At 63.0% G+C, this 17,102-nt stretch carries 15 protein-coding genes and 3 pseudogenes; 13 read left to right on the plus strand and 5 right to left on the minus strand.

Annotated elements, in window-relative coordinates; all coding sequences use genetic code 11:
• Positions 1-180 precede the first annotated feature (180 nt).
• Positions 181-687: a DUF3267 domain-containing protein gene (locus tag K323_RS30940; protein WP_211219896.1), complete on the plus strand. Its 507-nt coding sequence runs from the start codon at positions 181-183 to the stop codon at positions 685-687.
• Here K323_RS30940 and K323_RS29210 read toward each other — a convergent pair.
• Together K323_RS29210 and K323_RS0122075 are read right to left on the minus strand one after the other, a co-directional pair.
• Positions 610-999: a hypothetical protein gene (locus tag K323_RS29210; protein ID WP_022887435.1), complete on the minus strand. Its 390-nt coding sequence runs from the start codon at positions 997-999 to the stop codon at positions 610-612. The two genes, K323_RS30940 and K323_RS29210, sit on opposite strands and share 78 nt — an antisense overlap.
• 238 nt (positions 1,000-1,237) lie before the next feature.
• On the minus strand, positions 1,238-1,624 hold the full coding sequence (locus tag K323_RS0122075; protein ID WP_033373881.1) for a hypothetical protein: 387 nt from the start codon (positions 1,622-1,624) through the stop codon (positions 1,238-1,240).
• 129 nt (positions 1,625-1,753) lie between these two features.
• Between K323_RS0122075 and ppsA the strand changes: the two genes are divergently transcribed.
• Entirely contained in the window at positions 1,754-4,171 is a 2,418-nt protein-coding gene (gene ppsA, locus K323_RS28030) for a phosphoenolpyruvate synthase (RefSeq protein WP_022887437.1), read from the plus strand.
• A 208-nt stretch (positions 4,172-4,379) separates the two neighbouring features.
• Positions 4,380-4,652 (plus strand): annotated as a pseudogene (locus K323_RS30720) (IS5/IS1182 family transposase); the annotation flags it as partial.
• Positions 4,653-4,765: 113 nt separating this feature from the next.
• Here the strand turns inward: K323_RS30720 and K323_RS0122090 are convergent.
• The gene (locus tag K323_RS0122090; RefSeq protein ID WP_022887439.1) at positions 4,766-5,437 is read right to left on the minus strand and encodes a BON domain-containing protein; all 672 of its coding nucleotides are present in this window, start codon (positions 5,435-5,437) and stop codon (positions 4,766-4,768) included.
• Positions 5,438-5,906: 469 nt separating this feature from the next.
• Here K323_RS0122090 and pta point away from each other — a divergent pair, with 469 nt between their 5' ends.
• Entirely contained in the window at positions 5,907-8,042 is a 2,136-nt protein-coding gene (gene pta, locus K323_RS0122095) for a phosphate acetyltransferase (RefSeq protein WP_022887440.1), read from the plus strand.
• 40 nt (positions 8,043-8,082) lie between these two features.
• Here pta and K323_RS0122100 read toward each other — a convergent pair whose 3' ends face one another.
• On the minus strand, positions 8,083-8,556 hold the full coding sequence (locus tag K323_RS0122100; protein WP_022887441.1) for a pyridoxamine 5'-phosphate oxidase family protein: 474 nt from the start codon (positions 8,554-8,556) through the stop codon (positions 8,083-8,085).
• Positions 8,557-8,708: 152 nt separating this feature from the next.
• Between K323_RS0122100 and K323_RS29630 the strand changes: the two genes are divergently transcribed.
• The 4 genes and pseudogenes from K323_RS29630 (at position 8,709) to K323_RS0122115 (ending at position 11,748) form a co-directional block, all read left to right on the plus strand.
• The gene (locus K323_RS29630; RefSeq protein ID WP_245571043.1) at positions 8,709-8,903 is read left to right on the plus strand and encodes an alcohol dehydrogenase catalytic domain-containing protein; all 195 of its coding nucleotides are present in this window, start codon (positions 8,709-8,711) and stop codon (positions 8,901-8,903) included.
• A gap of 50 nt (positions 8,904-8,953) precedes the next feature.
• Positions 8,954-9,388 (plus strand): DUF805 domain-containing protein, encoded by a 435-nt coding sequence (locus K323_RS28040; protein WP_022887442.1) that lies wholly within the window; start codon positions 8,954-8,956, stop codon positions 9,386-9,388.
• Positions 9,385-10,276, plus strand: a pseudogene (locus tag K323_RS28590) (aldo/keto reductase). Before K323_RS28040 ends, K323_RS28590 begins: the two are co-directional and overlap by 4 nt.
• Positions 10,277-10,632: 356 nt before the next feature.
• Positions 10,633-11,748, plus strand: a complete 1,116-nt coding sequence (locus K323_RS0122115; protein ID WP_022887443.1) for a baeRF11 domain-containing protein — start codon at positions 10,633-10,635, stop codon at positions 11,746-11,748.
• A 19-nt stretch (positions 11,749-11,767) separates the two neighbouring features.
• Here the strand turns inward: K323_RS0122115 and K323_RS30600 are convergent.
• Positions 11,768-12,189: pseudogene (locus K323_RS30600) on the minus strand (transposase family protein); the annotation flags it as partial.
• Positions 12,190-12,330: 141 nt separating this feature from the next.
• Between K323_RS30600 and K323_RS30110 the strand changes: the two are divergent.
• The 5 genes from K323_RS30110 to K323_RS0122140 all read left to right on the plus strand — a co-directional run.
• Positions 12,331-12,507, plus strand: a complete 177-nt coding sequence (locus tag K323_RS30110) for a hypothetical protein (RefSeq protein WP_169515739.1) — start codon at positions 12,331-12,333, stop codon at positions 12,505-12,507.
• Positions 12,504-13,409 (plus strand): alpha/beta fold hydrolase, encoded by a 906-nt coding sequence (locus tag K323_RS0122130; RefSeq protein ID WP_026852005.1) that lies wholly within the window; start codon positions 12,504-12,506, stop codon positions 13,407-13,409. The genes K323_RS30110 and K323_RS0122130 overlap by 4 nt, the downstream gene beginning before the upstream one ends.
• A 120-nt stretch (positions 13,410-13,529) precedes the next feature.
• A complete protein-coding gene (locus K323_RS0122135; RefSeq protein ID WP_022887446.1) occupies positions 13,530-16,046 on the plus strand; it encodes a phosphoketolase family protein in 2,517 nt (838 codons plus the stop codon).
• Positions 16,047-16,052: 6 nt separating this feature from the next.
• The gene (locus K323_RS30945) at positions 16,053-16,223 is read left to right on the plus strand and encodes a glycosyl hydrolase family 65 domain-containing protein (protein WP_084697630.1); all 171 of its coding nucleotides are present in this window, start codon (positions 16,053-16,055) and stop codon (positions 16,221-16,223) included.
• A gap of 75 nt (positions 16,224-16,298) precedes the next feature.
• On the plus strand, positions 16,299-17,102 hold an 804-nt coding region (locus tag K323_RS0122140; RefSeq protein WP_026852006.1), incomplete at its 3' end, for a P-type ATPase actuator domain-containing protein.

The following is a 17,102-nucleotide window of genomic DNA, read 5'->3' on the forward strand; positions in this document are numbered from 1 at the left end:
GCTTCATTCCACAGTGTCACCCTGTCGCCTCGCGAAGACCTGCGCGCAGGGCAGCCAGGTCAGGACGGCCGTCACGCCCGACGAAGCCGCCCGGCGATGAGGAACACGTTGACCTGGTCGACATGGTCGAGCACCATGTTCGCCTCATCGACCGTGACACTGTTCGCTTGCCTCATTTACATGGCGGTGCACGAAGCGACTCATGGGGTCGTCTTGCAAACACTGACCACGGTGAAGCACTCCTATGCGGTGCGGTTCCCCTTCCTGACGACCGGAAACCACGCATATCTCACCCGCCGGAGCGCGATCGTTGTTGCCCTCGCACCCGCTGTCATTTGGGGAATCCTGCTGGTTGCCGCCCTGCTCGCCCTTCCGCAGGACTATCTGCTGACCGCCTACATCCTGCTGGCACTGAATTTCGCGGGATCCGCCCGGGGACTGCGTCGAGGCGTACGTGGTGTCTCGGCAACAGCCCGACGCGCTGGTCCAGGACGACGGGGACAAGGTCCACGTCTTCGTGCCTCAAGATTCGCGATAGGGGCCACCCGCTTCACAGCCTTGGCGCGTTCTCATTCGGCCCGGAACGGGTTCCCTAAGCGGCAGGCGAGGTTACCCGGCGGTCGACTGTGGCGTTCGCCGCCCCAGTCGGATCAGCGCGATCCCCACGGCGATGAACCATGCCCATAGCAGCACGCCATAGCCCCCGTAGAGCAGCGGTGCCACATGACGCAGCGCCTCACGGAGCACGCCCAGTGCGCCGGTCAGCACGCCGAGCCAGGCGACCGCCCGTGGCAGCACGCGACGGGTCATGACGATGGAAATCAACAGGATCCCGGCCGCTGAGAGCACACCGACGATCGCCGGTGTGTTGTTCTCGGCGACGATCGCCTCGGCGGCCGCGGCGAACCGGTCGCGATCGGCGGCGGCGGCGGCATACTGGTTGCGGCGGTGCGCCGCGAGCTGGACGAGCAGGAGCGCGAGGACACGTTCCGCCTGCATTGGGCGAGCACGGCGAGCCGCGATAACGCCATCGGCAACCACGCAGGGAGGGAACTGACATGGCCCGGACCGATACTCGTAGCCGTCGTTGATTCACCCGCGGGTTTCGCCGCGGCGATGTCGCGATCGACGACGCCAAACGCTCGGAGTGAGCCTTTCCGCCGTCATTGTTGTGGAGCCGGTCGCTCAGACACGCACGGCTGCCGTCGAAGACGCAGCAGAAGAGTCGCTGAATCGTTCAGAGGTCTCCTGCGTTTCTGATCTCGTCAAACCAAAGCGTGACTTCGTTTGCGCTGTGCGCACGGACGAGAGCTTCCGCTGCGTCCGCGCCATACTGTGCCGCTTCCCGCAAAGCGATTTCGGCGCGAATCCAGCCCGGATCGTCTGGATCGCCGCGTTCGTCTTGACCAGCATGGTGTGTGCCTTGCACAGATTGACCGTGCCATTGCGCGAGGTGGGCGTATACAGCATCGAGAGTGGATTGGACGGAGCTGAGACTCAGCAACAAGGCCGATATGTCGGACGGCTTTGGAATTTCTTTCGTCTTCTCAGCTAACTCTGTCGCGACTTTCTCCAGCTGTTCGGCGGCCCGAATCTGACTCGAGTCTTCTTTCCCAATCACCATGATGCACTCCTTGGTCAAGATGGAACCCTAGTCCGAAGTCCGTCATTCAACGAGGCCGAAAGTCCCTACCTCCTTGGTTCTGCCGACCGTAGTGTTTGCCCAAGAGCGTAGAGCGAGGGAGCTATCAGGATGAACGAATACGCGGTTTGGTTTGAGGATATAGGTATGGGCGATGTCCCTCGGGTTGGCGGCAAGAATGCGTCACTCGGTGAAATGGTTCGCAACCTAGAAAGCAAGGGCATTCGAGTGCCTGCCGGTTTCGCCACGACGGCGTTCGCCTACCGTGCCTTCGTCGATGCTAATGGCATCGAGCCGGCCATCCGAGCACACGTACAGCAGTATCGCGCAGGGGCGGCGACACTTCGCGAAACGGGCGAGGCCCTGCGCGAACTGTTCCTGAATAGTGAATTCCCGGCGGAGCTCACCACAACGATCCTCGCTCACTACCGCGCCCTCGCTGAACGGAGCGGGGTAGCGAAGTTATCCGTTGCTGTTCGCAGCAGCGCCACGGCGGAAGACCTGCCGGAAGCGAGTTTCGCCGGGGCCCAGGAAACGTTCTTGAACGTGGTGGGAGAGCGCGAGTTACTTGATGCGTGCCGTCGCTGTTATGCATCCCTTTTCACCGACCGGGCGATCAGTTACCGAGAAGTCAAGCATTTCAACCACATGGACGTGGCGCTGTCGATTGGCATCCAGCGCATGGTTCGCTCGGACATCGGCGCCTCGGGGGTTATGTTCTCACTCGATACAGAGACCGGATTCCCTCGCGTCGCGGTGATCAGCGCTGCCTGGGGGCTTGGCGAAATGGTCGTGCAGGGTGCAGTGAGTCCGGATCGCTACCTCGTGTTCAAACCGCTACTGCCCGAACCGGGCGTCTCTCCAATTATCGATAAGGCTCTCGGTGCGAAGGCTCGAAAGATGGTCTATGGTCGTGGCGGCAGCGCGCGTACGCGCATAGTCGATACGCCAGCGCATCAAAGGCGTGCTTTCGTACTCAGCGACGCTGATACTCTCGAGCTGGCTCGATGGGCTGTGCACGTGGAGGAGCACTACAGGCGTCCGATGGACATGGAATGGGCAAGAGACGGACTCACCGGCCAACTGTTCATGGTGCAAGCACGGCCCGAAACGGTGCAAGCGCTCAAGAGCGGCACGAAGTTCACGGAATACCATCTGACTGGAGAGGGGACGCCGTTGTTGTCCGGTGCGGCCATCGGTGAGTCGATCGCCACAGGGGCGGCCTGTGTTATTCGTAATCCGGCGCAGATCGATGACTTCCGAGACGGTGCGATCTTGGTTGCGGAGATGACGGATCCCGACTGGGTGTCGATCATGACACGAGCCTCCGGCATCATCACGAACGAGGGTGGTTCAACCAGTCACGCCGCGATCGTGAGTCGGGAACTCGGTATTCCCGCGGTCGTTGGAACCGGGTCAGCGACCGAAGTGCTGAAAGACGGGCAGGCCATTACGCTGTCGTGCGCCGAAGGCGATGTGGGGCACGTGTATGACGGAGTGCTGAACTTCGAGACGGAAGAGATCGATCTCGGCACACTGCCGGCAACACACACAGCGGTGATGGTCAATATCGCCAGTCCGGCGGCAGCCTTTCGGTGGTGGCGGCTGCCCGCAGCGGGCGTCGGTCTTGCGCGCATGGAATTCATCATCAACGACCTGATCAGGATCCATCCGATGGCGCTCGTGCATCCGGAACAAGTGACTGATGAGAGTCAGCGCAGACAAATTCGACAGTTGACGGCCAACTTCGACGATCCCCAAGAGTTCTTTGTGGAAACCCTCGCGCTCGGCATCGCCAAGCTCTCGGCCCCGTATCACCCGCACGACGTGATCGTTCGATTGAGTGACTTCAAGTCCAACGAATATGCGCATCTGCTAGGCGGCCATGCGTTCGAGAATGCCGAGGAAAACCCCATGCTGGGCTTCCGCGGAGCCTCGCGCTATTACAGTCCCCGCTACCGTGAAGGTTTCGCACTCGAGTGCCGTGCGATCAAGCGCGTGCGCGAGCACATCGGCTTCACAAACGTCATCGTCATGGTTCCGTTCTGTCGTACCCCCGACGAAGCCGATCGTGTTTTGGAGGCAATGGCGCAGAACGGTCTCGTGCGTGGCGAGAATGGCCTACAGGTCTACATGATGTGCGAGATCCCCGCGAATGTGATTCGTGGTGCGGAGTTCGCCCGTCGCTTCGACGGCTTCTCGATCGGTTCCAATGATCTGACTCAGTTGGTTCTCGGGGTTGACCGTGACTCTGCAGAATTGGCCGCGCTCTTCGACGAGCGGGACGAGGCAGTGAAATGGATGATCACCGAGGCCATCGAAAAGGCGCACGCCGCCGGTATCAAAATCGGTATCTGCGGGCAGGCGCCCAGCAACTACCCCGACTTCGCGACCTTCCTCGTCGCGAGAGGGATCGACTCGATCTCGCTCAATCCAGACAGTTTCCTGAAAACAGTGCGCGCGATAGCGGATGCTGAAACTCAACCATCGGTTGGCAGCACACAGGCCGGTATTACGGCACCGGCCTGACCGGCTTGACCGGTGGTGTTTCGGCCGCAGATCTGCTTGACCGGTGTCCGGCATCCTTGACTTGCGTAAGAAAGGAGGGTGGCATCTTGAGCCCTCCTGTCGCCAGCTGGGGATCCCACCGGCGAGCGCCGATACTGCATCAACCCGTGAGGTTGATCAGTGCAATGTAGGCGAGTCTTAGTCAACGGTCACACGGAAAGCGAACCGGAAGTTGTCACGCGATCGCGGTATCCAGGCCGTGATACCGGAACGCTCTGACCATGTCGCCAACCGAAAACGACTCGGCGTGAAGGGCGGACGGCCGCCAGGTCTCGACAAGGAAGCGTACAAACGCCCCAACGTGATCGAGCGATGTTTCGAAGCTTTCAAACAGTGGCGAGGCATCGCGACCCGCTATGACAAACTCGCACTGACTTACCGCGGCGGAGTAGTCCTTCGTGCCATCACAATCTGGCTCGAGGCGGTAGGAGACACGCCCTAGTGTCAAAGGTCCCAAGAACTCTTCGTGCTGAACTCTTCGTGCTCGCATTTTCCAGGTGCGTCGCTGAGCGAAGAGGTCGCCCGCGCGAACTAAGGAGAACTCCCAACTAGCGTTTAATAGGCCCGCACGACGATGCGATTCTCGACATCCGTCACGTGCGGCGACGCCCATGCCGCGTGCCCGGCCTGCTGCTTCTCCGCCCAGGACTTCACGGTTCCGGTCAAGGTGACCGCATTCCCGGACACGCTGACATCAATGGTCTTCGCATCGAGCTGCGCGTTGCGAATCAGGGCGTTCTTGATGCGATCCTCGGCGTCCGTGGAAGACGGCCGCGCGGTCAACGTGATCCTGCTCTCGACCGAGTAGACACCGCGGAGGTACTGGACGGCACGCTTGGCGGCCCGACGCTGGAAGTCCCAATTCACCTGGCCGGTGAGAACCACAGCATGGTCGGTGATCTCGGCTTTGACGGTGTCAGGAACGTTACTGGCGCCCTTCAGGGCACGCTCAACCTCCTTAGCGATATCCGTCTCGGTGACCGCCCACTTCGACTTCGGATGCACGACCATGTTGTCGACGACAGTGTTCACGCCGTGGACCCGGAGCGCGGCACGTCTTGCGGCCATCCGCTCCGCGTAGCTATCGACCTCACCGGAGAGTGAAACAGCGCCGTCTTCAACGGCCACGCCGATTCCGGCGGCGTCCACGTCGGGGGTCCACTCGAGTTCGTCCTGGACAGCGATCTGGATACTCTGGTCGCTGTGAACTAACGTTGTAATGCTCATGTTCTTGTCCTTTCATCGCGCGTGCTAATTGCCCGCCCATCAACGGTCGCTCTTCTCGATATCAATACGTAGAGTCTTTGGTCCTGAGCGTTCCCGGGACCAGAAACCCCCTCACATCAGTCCCGCCTCCGTGGGCGCCAAGCAGCTCCCCGCAAGAATGGTCTCCGGATCTCGATAGGACGTTGGACTCTGTGCGTCGAAGACCGAATGCGAAATTCTGATCTCCTCGATCGGGCTCCTCCGATCGGGCCCTTCCTCATGAGGGCGTCCGTCTCACCAGCAAGGAGCACCATCATGAACGTTCTGGAATCACCCAAGCCCGGCGAAGCCGTCATCGATCCATCCGACATCGAGTTTGCCTCCGACACAACCGATCGACGTCACAGAGCTCCTCAGGCCACAACACGTCGGAGGCGACGAGACAGGGAGGCGACGGTAGCCCCCAGGAAACGTTGGACGGAGTAGAGCTGTGGCGATACGCATCTATCTGACCTCCGCAGAAGGACAGACCGGGAAATCGACGATCGCTGCGGGGCTCATCGAACAGCTGGTCCGCACAGGAAAGCGGGTCGGCGTGTTCCGGCCGCTCGTGCGCTCGAACGACGAGCAGGACGTCATTCTCGTGGCCCTGCTCGATCACGCCAACGCAGGATTCTCCTACGGGGATTGCGTGGCCACGGACTACGAACATCTTCACGGCGAGCCGGATGAGGCGCTACGACTCGTCGTCGATCGGGTCGCCAAAGTTGAGGCCAGATGCGATGTCCTCGTGATCCTCGGATCGGACTACACCGATGTCGGATCCCCGACGGAGTTAGCTACCAACGGCCGAATCGCAGCCAACCTGGCCGCCACGGTCGTCCTCGTGATCGGCGGGCGCCAGCCGGACGGGGGCCGGGCCCGCACGGAGGCCGACATAGCCGAAATCACTCGAGTGGCACTCGATGAACTACGCGAGGAGCACGCCGTCGTGAGTGCCGTCATCGTTAATCGCGCGGATCCGGAGCGCCTCGAGTCGATCTTGACCGCCACGACCCGCCTGGCGCATGGACTGCCCACCTGGATCATCGCAGAGGATCTTGAACTGACCTCACCGCTGCTCGGGAGGGTAATCGAGTCCGTCGAGGGCCGACTGATCAAGGGGGACGCGGCACTCCTCGAACTCTCCGTCCGAGGCACCGTGATCGCGGCGATGGCCCTTGAGAACATCCTCCCTCAGCTCGTCGAGGGTGGGCTCGTTGTCGTGCCCAGCGATCGTCCTGAAATGCTCATCGGGACGATCGTCGCGCACATGTCCCAAACGTTCCCCTCCCTGTCGGGCATACTCGTGAACGGAGGCTTCCCGATCGCGCCTCAGATCGAACGCGTCATCGACGGTCTTGGCACGTCGCTCCCCATCGCCGTATGCGATCTGGGGACCTACGAGACGGCTACTCTGGTGATGGCTTCCCGAAGCCGGCTCGCCGCCGACTCACCGCGAAAGTACGCGCTCGCACTCTCACTGTTCGCGAAGCATGTCGACGCGAAGACACTCGTGGCGGCGCTGACTGCGGAAGTCCCTTTAGTTCTGACGCCGATCAGATTCGAACGATCTCTTGGGGAGCGCGCGCGAGCTCGACAGATGCACATCGTCCTCCCCGAAGGCGACGACGACCGGGTTCTCACGGCGGCGGCGATCGTCGCGAAGCAAGGCCTCGCGCGGTTGACGATTCTCGGTGAGGACGCGGTCGTTCGGGGACGAGCCGCCGAGATCGGCGTCGATCTCGGGCCGGTACGGATCGTGTCAACCTCCGATCCGAAGCTGCATTCGCGATTCGTCGAGGAATATGCGCGAGTACGCGCCCACAAGGGCGTCACGCGCGAGATCGCCGAGACGAAGGTGTCCGATGTCTCCTACTTCGGCACGATGATGGTGCACCTCGGTCTTGTCGACGGCATGGTCTCAGGAGCGCGCCATACGACAGCGCACACCATCCGACCCGCCTTCGAGATCATCAAAACCACCCCCGGCATCTCGGTCGCCTCGAGCGTCTTCCTCATGGCCCTTGCCGACCGCGTGCTGGTCTATGGCGATTGCGCGATCATTCCCGAGCCCACCGCTGAGCAACTCGCTGATATCGCTATCTCGTCGGCGGCAACCGCGCGCGAATTCGGCATCGAACCTCGCGTGGCGATGCTCAGCTACTCGACCGGGGATTCCGGAACGGGTGGCGATGTCGACGACGTGCGCGCAGCCACCGCACTCGTGCGCGTGCGCGCGCCCGAACTCCCGGTCATCGGGCCCGTCCAATACGATGCGGCGGCGGACCCGGTCGTCGCCGCGGTAAAGCTCCCCGGCTCTGCGGTAGCGGGACATGCGACGGTCTTCGTGTTCCCCGACCTCAACACCGGCAACAACACCTATAAAGCAGTGCAGCGCACTGCCGGGGCCGTGGCGATCGGCCCCATCCTGCAAGGTCTGGCAAAGCCCGTCAACGATCTCTCCCGAGGCGCCCTCGTCCGCGATATTGTCAACACGATCGCGATCACAGCGATTCAGGCGCAAGAAACCTCAAAGGCGCGGAGCGATTCATCCTCGCCGTCAACATCGGGCCGTCGGATCTGAAGTGCTTTCTCGCGCGAACATTGCGAAGTGCGTCCGCGCGTCACCTCGCGGCGAAGGTGCGCCCGCTGATCGTGTCCGGAATCACTCGAACGTAGTTGAGCTTGTCCCCGAGCTGCGTCGGGATGAGGTCCAGAATGCCCGAGCGTTCAATGTCCTCGTCAGAGGCCAGTCGTGTCGCCTGCCCCTTCAGTACCACGCTGAACCAGCTGCCATCCTGAAGTTGCTCGACCTGGACGGCGACGTGCGGATGTTGCACGAGATCTTCCAGCTTGGTGCTCGGTGCGCTCCGGAAGAAGAGCTGGCGATTGGTGATCAGGTAATTGATGGGCATGATGTCGACGCCGACAGGTTGAGATCGTAGGGCGAGGTGACCGATGCCGGAATCCCCGAGGACTTTCCAGCATTCGACGTGACTCAATTCGCGCGTCTCATCGTCCTGCTCTGTCACGACCGCGGCTGGTCCGCCGTCCGGCTCGTGGCGTCGCTTGCGCCTATCCTGTTCGGAGTCTTCCATAAGGACAGTCTTCCCCCCAGCGCTGCCCACGATCAGGGCCGAAAGTCCCATAGCGATGGCGAGCAGTGAGATGGGACCTTCGTCCCTACCCTTGCAAACCCAGCGACTATTAACTGCGGCTCCATCCGGGTGACCGGGTCGGGATTGCATGGCTGCGACGCACCTGCGGCGTCTGCCAATGGTGCCCGGAGGGCAAGGAGAACCTCTGCCCTGACTCCCACTACACCGGCTGGAACATCGACGGCGGCGGCTACACGCCGAGCCGACAACGGTTCCCCAGGCGTTCGCCTACCCGCTACCCGCCGATGTCGACCCCGGCGAGGTGCGCCACTGGAGACATGAGATAGGGGGCCTTCGGCCTCGTCCAGGAAACCGGGAAAGAGCACACGTTGGTTGCATGAGTTTCACAGACGCAATCACGGCAGGATTCCGGAACTACGCACAGTTCTCCGGACGCGCTGGCCGCTCGGAATTCTGGTGGTGGATCCTCTTCACGGCACTGGTCAACGCGGCGTTCAACGCGCTAAACGTCGCCACACATGAGGGGAGCATTCTGCTCGGCTCAAGCCTCTCAGGGGTATGGTCAGTCGCCGTGCTCATCCCCACTCTCGCGGTCACGGTACGACGGCTGCGTGACGCTGGTCGCGGCTGGCCCGAACTCTTCTGGCGTCTACTGCCGATCGCCGGACTCATCGTGCTCATCGTGCTCATCGTGCATCTGTGCGACGCAAGCGTCGTGATGCCAACGGGCAACGCCCGACGGAGCGCAGTGGTTGCGGGAGAGGTCAAAACTGTATGTCTCCGAACGGCCAACCTAAAGTCAGGAGCATGAGTATGAATGTGAACCTAAATTTGAACTTGAACAACGGTGTGGAGATGCCGGCCCTGGGTTTCGGCGTATTCCAGACCCCGCCCGAGGTGACTGCGGCTTCCGTCGCCGAAGCGCTACGTGTCGGCTACCGACTCATCGACACCGCGGCGTCGTACTTCAATGAATGAGAGGTTGGCGAAGGCATCCGACGTTCCGGCGTGGACCGCTCTGAAGTATTCATGGAGACGAAAGTGTGGATCAGCGACTACGCCTACGACGAGACCCTGCATGCTTTCGAGAGGAGCGCGGGCAAGCTCGGCGTCGAGCAGATCGACTTGCTGCTGTTGCATCAGCCCGTCCCGACTCAGTTCGACAAGACCGTCGAGGCCTACCGGGCGCTGGGAGACGCTCCTTGCTGATGGCCGCGTTCGCGCGATCGGCGTCAGCAACTTCATGCCCAAAGTCCTTGCCGCGCTTCTGGATCGGGCGGGCATCATCCCAGCGGTGAACCAGGTCGAGTTGCACCCGTACTTCACTCAGCCAGACGTCCAGCAAGCGAACGCCGAGCAGGGCGTCCTCACGCGGGCGTGGTCGCCGATGGGCGGAATCACTAGCTACCGCGGTGGCGTGAAAAGCACGTTCGACGACCTGGTCATCGGCCAGATCGCCGCGGAGCACGGCAAGACGCCCGCGCAGGTCATGCTGCGCTGGCACCTCCAACAGGGGCGCTCGGGGATCCCGAAGTCGGTCAACCCCGAGCGGATCGCCGCGAATTTCGATGCCTTCGACTTCGAACTCTCCAGGGACCAGATCGCGGCGATCAATGGCCTCAACACCGGCGCGCGCGGCGGCCCGGGACCGGAGACGGTGACCCCCGAGGCGTTCGGCCGCGACATCCCCGAAGCCTGAGATCCAGTGCCGCCGATGGCGTGTCTTCGAATACTGACTGCCCATCCCAATCGGCAGTGCCGCCTACGCATCACTTCGCCCCTCGCGCTTGAGACGATTCTGTGCTCGGGAGGCCAGCAACATCTGAGCTCGTTCCCCCCAATGGTCTGAGCAAGGGACTTTCGGCCCTGTCCATACCGACTCAACGGCCTTTGACTGAAGGTCTGCGAAAGCCCTGACTACTCGAGGCTGTGAGTTGCAGCGTGCACCCCTGCCTCCACAACCGCAACGGGCGGATCGAGTGCCCTTGGTACTGCTCAGCGCAGAACGGGCAAACCAGCAGGGGTGGATGATCGCTTTTCAAGCAAGGAGTTCTCATGACGACACGTCCCCAACAGCGTGATGTGCAGCGGATCGCGGATGTGCGCGCACCCTGGTGTGTGACCATCTACGGCGAGGTCGACTCTTGGCTGCGCGGCAATCATGCGAGCGAGAAGGCGGATGCGCAGATCCGATCGTCGATGGACGGTCTGCATATCGGCGGCGCTCCGAGCGAGATTCTCGAGGCGATCCGAGACCACCTAAGCCGCCTTTCCGCATGGTCACCGAGCACTTCAGGCGGGATCGACCGACGCGTCCGCTCAGTCGGCATCTTCGCGACCGAGAACGGCGCCGAGATGTTCGTTCTCACCACGTCACCCACGCTTTGGGTTGGGGTCGCAGACCGGTTCCTGGTGAGTCCGCTGCTTGAGGGGGCTTTAGCGCTCATCCCCCCGGTCTTTGCGCTCGCGATCTCCGAAACGAAGGTGCGCCTTGTCGACGTGACCGCACTCCCGGTCGAGGTGGTCGAGGTCCCGGGCCTCCCCCAGGACCTTGCCAGCACCATCGCCCTCGACCTGACCGGAGACCGGAATACCCTCGCTCATCTGCGCACCTCGGAAGATCCGAAGGGCCGCCTGCGCGAGTACGCACGAGCGATTGAACGCACGGTCGAACCGGTGCTTCGGCGCGCCGGTGCCGCGCTCGTGATCGCTGCGGCACAACCACTCGCGAGCATCTACCGCTCAATGACCGCCTATGACCTCGTCGTGTCGTCCACCATCGTCGGAAACCACGACGCAGACTCGTTCCAGGAACTCGCGGATTTCGCCGCGCCAATCATCGAGCATCACCGACGCGAGATACTGGAGACCCAGCTTGCGCGCTTGGCCGAGCTGCCGAATCGGGACCTCGTCCTCGGCGATCTCGACGAGATCGCCGAGGCGGCACGCAACGGCGCCATCGACACTCTCTTCGTCGACACGGATCGTCGCGTCCCTGTGCGGGGAGAGGCGTTCGAAGGCCTCACCACGATCGACAGGGTCGACGAGATCATCCGCGATGCCCTCTCCAGTGACACGACCGTCGTGCCAGTACGGCCCGGCGATCTTCCCACGCCCGACCCATTGGCCGCCGTCCTGCGCTACATGCCCGCCGGTCAGCAGGCCCGTTGAGCGCAGACCGATAGGAGCGGTATCCGTAGCCGGCATGCCCGGCCAGGTCGGAGGTTTGACCGTTTCGCGGGACTTCCCGCAGGGCACCGGGGTCGAGTCAATCAGCCGGGTGATCTCGCCCCAGGACGGTGTGTCCCGGGCGAGTTCGGTGATCACTGCCGAGAGCAGCCCGGTGGCTTGGCGGACCCGTTTGCCCCACCCCGATTGCTGCGGCAGGTTCGGGAACATGCCAGCCAGGTGCGTGTGGGCGTAGCGGATCCATTCGCGATCCGACGCGATGCCGAGCAGATGCTGGGCCACGACCAGACACAGCAGCTCGACATCGTTCAAGGCCGGCTTCCGGCCCGGGTGACGATCCCGCGAAAAGCCGAGGGCAGGCATAATCCGGTCGTCGAGATGAACGTAGAGTGTGGTCAGGAGGGTGTTGAGGTCAGTTTTCACACACAGGGTTTAACACCCTCCGCCAATGATTAACAGCACCCACGCGGCAACCGCCTAATAGGACTCACAAATCTAGGCTGCTGCCACCTTGTCCCTCGTTGTAATCGGGGCAGGGCCAGGTGATATCGGGGGAAGGCTGCCGTGTCGATAGCCGAAGCTCAGCGCGATGTGCGCCGTGTTTATGCGGGTGGGTTCTACGGGCAGCTGGTGTGCGGTGCGGTGTGGCTGGTGGTCGCCGCAGTGGCCACATGGTTCTCCCCTCCGGTTACTGTCGCCGCGCTTTTGGCGATGCAGATGGCGTTCCCGGAGGCAGGGTGAGGAAGCTTTTGCGGGTTGCCGGGGCCGTTGGGCTCTCGGTAGTGGCGCTGGTAGCGGTCTCCACGGTGAGCAACCTGGTCTTGGGTGCGGTCGAGAAGGCGAACGTCGACCCGTATGGCGAGGGAGTCAGCATCGATGGCGGCAAGGTCAACGTATCGGTGACCGGGGATGGCGAACAGACTGTGGTGCTGCTCAGTGGCTACGGCACTGCCTCACCGGTGCTGGACTTCGCACCCTTGATCGATGAGCTCGACGACACCTACACCGTTTTCGTGATCGAACGGTTCGGGTATGGCTACGGCGATCTGGATGTCACGCAGCGAACCGTCGAAAACGTCTCCACCGAGCTGCATGACACGCTCGCGAAACTCAATGTGAAAGATTACGTCCTGGTGGCCCACTCCCTGGCGGGAATCTACAGCCTCGACTATGTCAATCGCTTCCCCGGTGAGGTCGCAGCCCTGGTCACCATCGATGGGACCGTTCCTGAGGACTTCGCCATTGCGCCCAAGATCGGCGTGGGCGAACGGCTCCTCTCGGTGACCGGCTGGGTGCGGTGGATGACCGCACTCAACCCGGCAATCACCGCGCCGCCAGCCCCGGTCGGTGTCTACTCCGAGCGAGAGATCGGGCAGATTCGATTGATGACGATCTGGAACTATGCGAACCCGGCGATGATCGATGAGAATAACAGGTCTGCAGAGAACTTTGATGCGGTGGCGGGGTTGAGCTACCCCTCAGAGCTTCCGGTGCTGTCTTTCTTGTCGCAACAGCTCGTCGACGCCAACATACAGTGGGGTCCCCGCCCACGAGCAGCAACTGGAATCCCTGGATCGTTCGGAACTCGTCGTGCTCGACGGCGGTCACTACCTTCATTGGACGCACTCCGAAGAAATGGCTGAATCGCTCGACCGGTTCCTCGGCTGAGACAACGTTTACGGCTGGCAGCACACTGCAACACACCGCAGGAAGCATCCACCGGTTCCCAAGAGAAGAAACGAGGCACGACATGACTGCCAGGCATGACCGACAGCGCCACCGCCCCAGTCCCCGACCGCAGGGCCACCGCATTCGCTCACCGCGACCCGGCAGAGCTCGATGATGGGACCCTTGCCGCGCTCGACGCGTGGTGGCGCACGGCGAACTACCTGTCGGTCGGGCAGATCTACCTTCTCGACAATCCGCTGCTGCGCCAGCCGCTCGAGCGGGAACAGCTCAAGCCGCGCCTGCTTGGCCATTGGGGCACCACACCTGGGCTGAACTTCCTGTACGCCCATCTCAACCGGGTCATCCGAGAGCGGGATCTGAGCACCATTTTCATCACCGGCCCCGGTCATGGCGGTCCGGGAATGGTGGCGAATGCCTACCTCGACGGAACGTACTCCGAGCTCTACCCGCACGTCGCGCGCTCCGAGGACGGTATCCGCGAACTCTTCCGGCAGTTCTCGTTCCCAGGGGGCATCCCGAGCCACGCCTCCCCCGAGACGCCGGGTTCGATCCACGAGGGCGGTGAACTCGGCTATGCGCTCTCCCACGCGTACGGTGCCGCGTTCGACAACCCGGGCCTACTCGTCGCCGCCGTCGTGGGCGACGGTGAAGCCGAGACGGGACCACTTGCCACGAGCTGGCATTCGAACAAGTTTCTCGACCCGCTTGCCGACGGCGTCGTGCTGCCCATCCTGCATCTGAACGGCTACAAGATCGCGAACCCGACGGTGCTTGCGCGAATCCCGGAGCATGAGCTCCTCAGCCTCATGCGCGGCTACGGCCACACTCCGTATCTGGTGTCGGGCGGCTTCGACGGCGAGGATCCGGCTGCCGTGCACCGCAGGTTCGCCAAGACGCTCGACACCGTGCTGAACCAGATCGCCGAGATCAAGGCGTCGGCCGCGGCTGGAACCCTCGAGGGACGGCCCGCGTGGCCGATGATCATCTTGCGCACCCCGAAGGGATGGACCTGCCCGGAAGAGATCGACGGACTCCCTGCCGAGAACAGCTGGCGATCGCACCAGGTGCCGCTGGCGAGCGCTCGGGACACGCCAGAACACCTTGGCGTCCTCGACGGATGGCTGCGCTCCTACCGGCCGGAGGAGCTGTTCGATGCGGCCGGCGCCCCGATGCCGGTTGCCACGGCGCTCGCCCCGGACGGCGAGTTGAGGATGAGCGCGAACCCGGTGGCGAACGGCGGCATCCTGAAACGCGATCTCGTGCTTCCCGACTTCCGCGACTACGCCGTCGACGTGCCGGTCCCCGGGGCCACCGTGAACGAGGCCACCCGCGTACTCGGCCAGTGGCTGGCGGATGTGATCCGTGCGAACCCGGACACCTTTCGCATCTTCGGACCGGACGAGACCGCCTCGAACCGGCTCGGCGCCGTGCTGGAGGTCACCGACAAGCAGTGGAACGCCGAATATCTGCCCACCGACGAGCATCTGGCCCGACGCGGACGCGTCATCGAGATGCTCAGTGAGCACCAGTGCCAGGGCTGGCTCGAGGGATACCTGCTGACCGGGCGGCACGGCCTCTTCAACACCTATGAGGCGTTCGTGCACATCGTCGGCTCCATGTTCAACCAGCACGCGAAATGGCTGAAGGTGAGCAAGGAGATCCCGTGGCGCCGCCCGATCGCCTCGCTCAACTATCTGCTTACGTCACACGTGTGGCGGCAGGATCACAACGGTCTCTCCCATCAAGACCCCGGGTTCATCGACCATGTCGTCAACAAGAAGGCCGACGTGGTGCGGGTCTACCTGCCGTTCGACGCCAACACTCTGTTGTCCGCCTACGATCACTGCCTGCGCAGCGTCGACTACGTCAACGTCGTGGTGGCCGGTAAGCAGCCGACGTTCAACTGGCTGAGCATGGATCGGGCGATCGCGCACATGACCCGCGGCCTCGGCATCTTCGAGTGGGCTGGCACCGAGGTGGAGGGTGAAGAGCCTGACGTCGTGCTCGCCTGCGCCGGCGACGTACCGACGCTCGAGGTGCTCGCGGCCGCCTCCATCCTGCGCCAGGCGATCCCCGACCTCAAGGTGCGGGTCGTCAACGTGGTCGATCTGATGCGGCTCGTCAGCGAGGGTGAACACCCGCACGGCATGAGCGACCGCGAGTACGACGCCGTGTTCACGAAGGACCGCCCGGTCATCTTCGCCTATCACGGCTACCCATGGCTCATTCACCGCCTCACCTACCGCCGGAACGGGCACGCCAACCTGCATGTGCGCGGTTATAAGGAGGAGGGCACTACCACGACGCCGTTCGACATGGTGATGCTCAACGACATCGACCGCTACCACCTCGTCGTCGACGTGGTCGATCGTGTCCCCGGCCTCGGGGAACGCTACGCGGGACTCCGCCAGCGGATGCTGGACGCACGAGTGCGTGCTCGCGCGTACACGCGTGAGCACGGCGAAGACATCCCGGAGGTCGCTGACTGGACCTGGACAGCGGGTCCGGAGCGGCAAGCGCGGGAAGTGAACACCGGGGTCGGGCAGGTGAACACCGGGGCCGCCGCCACGGGCGGGGACAACGAGTCTTGATGCATCATGTTCAATCCCGTGCTGCCGCCGGAGCTGCCACGCGTGCTTTTCAGCATCATCTACCGCACTCAGCCAATTCGGGTGTTGGTGACGCCGGACAGCCTCCGGCTCACCCTGGATGCGTGTGACGCCGCACCCGGTGACTGTCCCGCACACCGGCGGATAGGGTGGTGCTGAAACCCGGGGACACGCATGAGTTCCTGCTGCGTCGTTGATGCGCCGAAGTGCCACTCCAGGAAGCAAGGAGATGGGATGCCAGACGAGATCGCCGTGACCAGACCGGCCGAAGATGCGTTCCTTCTCGACGCCGAGACCGTCGCGGCACGGGTGGGTGTCGTCCCGTTGACCGGCCTGTCGGACGAGGAGGCCGCCCGGAGACTCGAAGCGGACGGCCCTAACGAGTTGCGCGGCACACCGGCGGTGCCGACCTGGCGGAAGATTCTGGCACAGTTTCAAGACCCGTTGATTTATTTGCTGCTCGCGGCGGTCGCTGTCTCTCTCGTCGCGTGGGTCGTCGAAGGGGCAGAGGGTGCGCCCGTCGACGCCATCGTGATCGCCGCGATCGTCGTCCTCAATGGGATTCTTGGCTACACACAGGAGGCGAAGGCCGAAGATGCCGTAGTCGCGCTCGGCACGATGTCCGCCGCGGCATCAACCGTCTTGCGAAGCGGCGAGCTGAAGACCGTGCCGTCCGCCCAGTTGGTGCGAGGCGACGTGCTCGTCCTCGGCGAAGGCGACGCCGTCGGTGCGGATGCCCGACTGCTCACTGCGAGTGCACTGCGCATCCAGGAGGCATCGCTGACCGGTGAGAGCGAGGCGGTCACCAAGAATCCAGCGACGCTGACGGAGCCGGCGCCGCTCGGCGACCGGGTGAACATGGTCTACAAGGCCACCTCCGTCGCCCAGGGCGTCGGGCGTGCGGCCATCACGGGGGTCGGGATGTCGACCGAGGTGGGGGCGATCGCCGAGATGCTCGACGCGACCGTCGAAGAGCCCACTCCGCTGCAGAACGAGATCAACCGCATCGGCAAGATGCTCGGCGTCATCGTCGTGATC

The sequence above is a fragment of the Glaciibacter superstes DSM 21135 genome (assembly GCF_000421145.1).
GTDB classification, from domain to species: Bacteria; Actinomycetota; Actinomycetes; order Actinomycetales; family Microbacteriaceae; genus Cryobacterium; species Cryobacterium superstes.